This is a genomic window from Microcella sp. (assembly GCF_033763155.1).
Classification (GTDB): Bacteria; Actinomycetota; Actinomycetes; order Actinomycetales; family Microbacteriaceae; genus Microcella.
In genome coordinates this window covers 1-2804 of sequence record NZ_JANRKZ010000131.1, presented here as the reverse complement: position 1 = coordinate 2804, position 2804 = coordinate 1, and the positions used below count along the sequence as shown (strand labels likewise).

The window sequence follows — 2804 nt, the reverse complement described above, 5'->3', positions numbered from 1 at the left end:
GCATCCCACGTGGCGCTCGGCCCGCGCCAGTGCATGATGACGTACTGACTGTCGAGCCCCGCGACGGTCTCGAGCATCGCGGGGTCGGCGAGTCCCCCGCTCACGTCGTTGACGATCGCGGCCCCGGCCTCGACCGCAGCTGCCGCCGTGCTCGCATTCATGGTGTCGATCGACACGCGGATGCCCTGCGCCACGAGCGCCGCCACCACGGGCAGCACGCGCTCGCGTTCGACCTCCGGAGCCACAGGCTCGGCGCCCGGACGGGTCGACTCGCCGCCGACGTCGATGACGGACGCGCCCTCGGCCACCAGGCGCAGCCCCTGCGCGAGAGCAGCCTCGGGGTCGACGAAGCGCCCACCGTCGCTAAACGAGTCGGGCGTGACGTTGAGCACGCCCCACAGTTCAGGTCGAGTCGTCACGCGACACCCGCCCCGATGAGCGCCATCACCTCGGCGCGGCGCACGGGGTCGGCGAGCGCCCCGCTCGCCGCGACCGTGACGGTCGTGCTCTCGGCCTGGCGTGAGCCGCGCGACGTCACACAGCCGTGCCGCGCGTCGATGACGACGAGCGTGCCGAGCGGGGCGAGAGCCGCGTCGAGGGCGGCGACGATGTCGTCGCCGAGCCGCTCTTGCAGTTGCGGCCGCGACGCGAGTGTCTCGACCGCGCGCACGACACTGCCTAGGCCGACGAGTCGCTCGGCGGGAAGGTAGGCCACGTGCGCGACTCCCGTGAAGGGCAACAGGTGGTGCTCGCAGATCGAGCGCAGGGCGATGTCGCGCAAGAGCACGATCTCGCCGCGTTGCTCGGGAGCATCTTGCGTCGCGAGCTCATCGCGCAGCAAAGGAACGGGGTCGACACCCACGCCGGCAAAAAACTCGGCGTAGGCCTCGGCCACGCGGTGCGGCGTGGCCACCAGGCCGGGTCGCTGAGGGTCTTCGCCGATGGCGGCGAGAATCTCGGCGATGGCCGCCTCGATGCGGCCAGTGTCGATCGGGGCCATGGTGGGCTCAGTCGCGCGTGCCGTCGGCGGGGCTGTCGGTGGTGGTTCCGGCAGAGGAGTCGGCCGCCTTGGCGCGCGAGGCCCGCTTGGCCCGCGTGGGCGCAGCATCCGCGGTGTTCGCCAGAGCGGCAGCCTCAATCGGGGGCTTCGCGGGCATCTTTACCGGGGGGATGTTCGGCAGCGGTCGCCCCGTGCTCGAGAGCCACTGCGGGCGCTCGGGCAGCTTCTCAACGTCGGCGAAGATCTCGGCCAACTGCACGTGGTCGAGCGTCTCTTTCTCGAGTAGCTCGGTGGCGAGACGGTCGAGAATGTCGCGGTTGTCGTTGATGACCTGCCAGGCCTCGTTGTGGGCTTGCTCGATGAGCGCCCGCACTTCGGCATCGACGCGCTCGGCGAGTTTCTCGCTGTAATCACGCTGGTGGCCCATGTCGCGCCCGAGAAAGACCTCGCCGCTCGATTGCCCGAGCTTGATGGCGCCGACGTCGGTGCTCATGCCGTAGTCGGTCACCATGCGGCGGGCAATCGACGTGGCCTTCTCGATGTCGTTGCTCGCACCGGTGGTGGGGTCGTGAAACACGATCTCTTCGGCTACGCGCCCGCCCATGGCGTAGGTGAGCTGGTCGAGCAGTTCGTTGCGCGTCACCGAATACTTGTCGTCGAGCGGCAGCACCATCGTGTAGCCGAGCGCGCGGCCGCGCGGCAGAATCGTGACCTTCGTGACGGGGTCGGTGTTGCGCATCGCGGCAGCCGCGAGAGCGTGACCGCCCTCGTGGTACGCCGTGATGAGCTTCTCGTGGTCGCGCATGATGCGCGTGCGGCGCTGCGGTCCGGCCATGACTCGGTCGACGGCCTCGTCGAGGGCCTCGTTCGTGATGATCTCTTGGCGGGCGCGCGCCGTGAGCAACGCAGCCTCGTTGAGCACGTTCGCGAGGTCGGCGCCGGTGTAGCCCGGCGTCTTGCGCGCGAGCACCTCGAGGTCGACGTTCTCGGCCATGGGCTTGCCCTTGGCGTGCACCTGCAGAATCTTCTCGCGCCCCTTCATATCGGGAGCATCCACCTGAATCTGGCGGTCGAAGCGGCCCGGGCGCAGCAGGGCGGGGTCAAGAATGTCGGGGCGGTTGGTCGCCGCGATCATGATGACGTTGGTGTTGGGGTCGAAGCCGTCCATCTCGACGAGCATCTGGTTGAGCGTCTGCTCGCGCTCGTCGTGACCGCCGCCCATGCCGGCGCCGCGGTGGCGACCCACGGCGTCGATCTCGTCAACGAAGATGATCGCCGGCGCGTTCTCTTTCGCCTGCGTGAAGAGGTCGCGCACGCGGCTCGCGCCAACGCCCACGAACATCTCGACGAAGTCAGACCCCGAGATCGAGTAGAACGGCACGCCCGCCTCGCCCGCGACCGATCGCGCGAGCAGCGTCTTGCCGGTTCCGGGAGGGCCGTAGAGCAAAACACCCTTGGGAATACGCGCACCCACCGCTTGAAAACGGGTGGGGTCTTGCAAAAAGTCTTTGATCTCTTTGAGCTCTTCGATGGCCTCGTCAGCACCCGCGACATCGGCGAACGTCACTTGCGGCGTCTCTTTGCTCACGAGCTTGGCGCGCGACTTGCCAAACTGCATGACCCGGCCGCCGCCGCCCTGCAGTCGCGTGAGCAAGAAGTAGAAGATGACGCCAATGATGAGGAACGGGATGATGAGCCCGAGCAGGCTCACAAAGAAGTTCGTCTGCGGAACCTCGTCAGTGAATTGCTCGTCAACCTTCGCCGCGTTGACGGCCTCGATGACGGCCGCCCCGCGGGGCGCCAC

3 protein-coding genes are annotated in these 2804 nt (G+C 68.2%); all 3 read right to left on the bottom strand.

Annotation, left to right across the window (positions count from 1 at the left end; translation table 11 throughout):
• Window positions 1–419: dihydropteroate synthase (gene folP, locus SFU54_RS05645; protein WP_319015319.1), on the bottom strand; the 419-nt coding region annotated here is incomplete at its 3' end.
• Window positions 416–1000, bottom strand: a complete 585-nt coding sequence (gene folE / locus SFU54_RS05640; protein ID WP_319015318.1) for a GTP cyclohydrolase I FolE — start codon at window positions 998–1000, stop codon at window positions 416–418. The genes folE and folP, both read right to left, overlap by 4 nt.
• Window positions 1001–1007: 7 nt before the next feature.
• The coding region (gene ftsH, locus SFU54_RS05635) for an ATP-dependent zinc metalloprotease FtsH (RefSeq protein WP_319015317.1) at window positions 1008–2804 on the bottom strand (1797 nt) is incomplete at its 5' end.

Bases quoted from the DNA above. Each gene is read 5' to 3' on its own strand.
- folE (WP_319015318.1), bottom strand. From the start codon at position 1,000: ATGGCCCCGATCGACACTGGCCGCATCGAGGCGGCCATCGCCGAGATT.